This is a genomic window from Haloferax sp. s1 (genome assembly GCF_058382125.1).
Map to the genome: position 1 here is coordinate 1 of NZ_JBZRPK010000212.1, position 1,997 is coordinate 1,997.

Genomic DNA, 1,997 nt, shown 5'->3' on the forward strand with positions numbered 1-1,997 from the left:
CCGCTACTCCAACTACTCGATGTTCGTCGTTCCGACGGACACGCCCGGCTACGAGGCCGAACACATCCCCGAGAAGATGGGTATGCGCGCGTCGAAACAGGGCCACATCGTCTTCGACGACTGCGAGGTTCCCGAGGAGAACCTCATCGGAGCCGAAGGCGGCGGCTTCTACATGCTCGCGGACTTCTTCAACCACGGTCGCGTCATCGTCGGCGGCCACAGTCTCGGTCTCGCCGCGGCCGCCATCGAGGAGGCGTGGGACTTCGTCCACGGCCGGAAGGCCTTCGGTCGTAACGTCTCGGAGTTCCAAGCAGTCCAGCACATCCTCGCGGACATGCGCATGGAGTTCGAATCGGCCCGCGCGCTGAACTGGCGCGCCGCGGAGAAGGTCCAAAACGGCGAGGACGCCGGCTTCTGGGCCGCCTCTGCAAAGACGAAATCGACCGAAATGGCCGTCGACGTGGCCGAACGCGGCATGCAACTTCACGGCGGTCGCTCGGTCCTCAACGAGTACAAGATTTCCCGTGTCTACCGCGACGTTCGCATCCCGGTCATCTACGAGGGTGCAAACGAGATTCAGCGCAACCTCATCTACCGGCAGGGCAGCCTCTAAGCACGTCGTCTGTTCACACAACAGTTTCACCGATGTGCTGAGCAGAGACTTAGTTGACGGCCAGCCTACGTTGAGGTATGACCTTCATGGTCCCGTTCGATGGCTCGTCCTTGGCGCGGGCTGCGCTCGTTCGAGCCACGGAATACGCAGAAGCGCTCGACGAATCGGTGGTTGTGGTCAGCGTCATTCCGGATGACGAGGTGTACCTCCGCCAGCAGGGATGGACTCAGTCGGAGGAGACCTTCGACATCGAATCCGTGGTCGAGTCGCTTCGTGAGGAAGTAACGGAGCTGTCTCCCGATGCGACCTTTCGCTACGAACGTACGACATCTTCGAGCCCCCAATCGATTGCGAGGGAGATTCGGGCCGCGGCAGCCGATATTCGGCCCACTGTGGTGTTTTTGGGCAGTGAAAACGTCGGGGAAATCGTGACTCCAGTTAGTAGCGTCGGGGGTGAAGTGGCCGCGAATGTCGAATACGATGTCTACATCGTTCGGCACTGGTCTCAGACTGCTGTAAGCGGGTTGGAGCCACAACAGGAGCAGTATCCGACTACTGAGGAATCCTGACGCACCAACAGCCGATACCCCGGGCAGGGACGGCTCGTCAATGCCACTCCAGGTCGGCTTTTCCCACACGTTTCAACGACCTCCCCCCAACCGACGGAGCGACGAATTTCCGTCAAAGAAGTCGTGAACTAGACAACATCTGGCAGATAGAACTATACTTTGGACAGACAGTCATCTAAACAGAGTCGTCTCCGCTACGACTCGGTGACTCCAATGGATGTAGACGAATTCATCGACACGCACGCACCGGCCGAGGGTGGCGAAGCCTTCGAACTCGAAAACTCGAAACTCCTCGACATAACGCTCGACGGGAGCATCATGGCCAAAGCCGGGTCGATGGTGAGCTACACCGGTGATATCTCGTTCGAGCGGAAGTCGACCGGGGGGCTGAAGGGAATGCTGAAAAAGAAGGCGACCGGCGAAGGGGAGGTCATGATGGAAGCCTCCGGCTCCGGGCACCTCTATTTGGCTGACCAAGGGAAAGAAGTCCAGATTCTCGAACTCGACACCGGAGAGGAAATTAGCGTCAACGGAAACGACGTGCTAGCGTTCGAGAACAGCATCGACTGGGACATCAAGATGATGAAGAGCATCGCCGGTGCCTCTTCCGGCGGCCTGTTCAACGTCTTCCTCGAAGGGCCTGGCCACGTCGCCATCACGACGCACGGGCCGCCCCTCGTGCTCGAAACGCCGGTCACGACGGATCCGAACGCGACAGTCGCATGGAGCGGCAACGCCTCGCCCTCGCCGAAGCGCGATATCAACCTCAAGGGACTGCTCGGTCGCTCGTCGGGCGAGACGTACCAACTCCAGTT

The 1,997-nt window shown here is 59.6% G+C and carries 3 protein-coding genes; all 3 read left to right on the forward strand.

All coding sequences use genetic code 11. From position 1 onward, the window contains the following. On the forward strand, positions 1-613 hold a 613-nt coding region (locus tag QT222_RS01785; RefSeq protein WP_491476114.1), incomplete at its 5' end, for an acyl-CoA dehydrogenase family protein. A 77-nt stretch (positions 614-690) separates the two neighbouring features. Next, positions 691-1,182, forward strand: a complete 492-nt coding sequence (locus QT222_RS01790) for a universal stress protein (RefSeq protein ID WP_491476115.1) — start codon at positions 691-693, stop codon at positions 1,180-1,182. A 213-nt stretch (positions 1,183-1,395) separates the two neighbouring features. Continuing rightward, positions 1,396-1,997 (forward strand): AIM24 family protein (locus tag QT222_RS01795; RefSeq protein ID WP_491476116.1); only part of this gene is annotated, 602 nt, incomplete at its 3' end.

Bases quoted from the DNA above. Each gene is read 5' to 3' on its own strand.
- QT222_RS01790 (WP_491476115.1), top strand. From the start codon at position 691: ATGACCTTCATGGTCCCGTTCGATGGCTCGTCCTTGGCGCGGGCTGCG.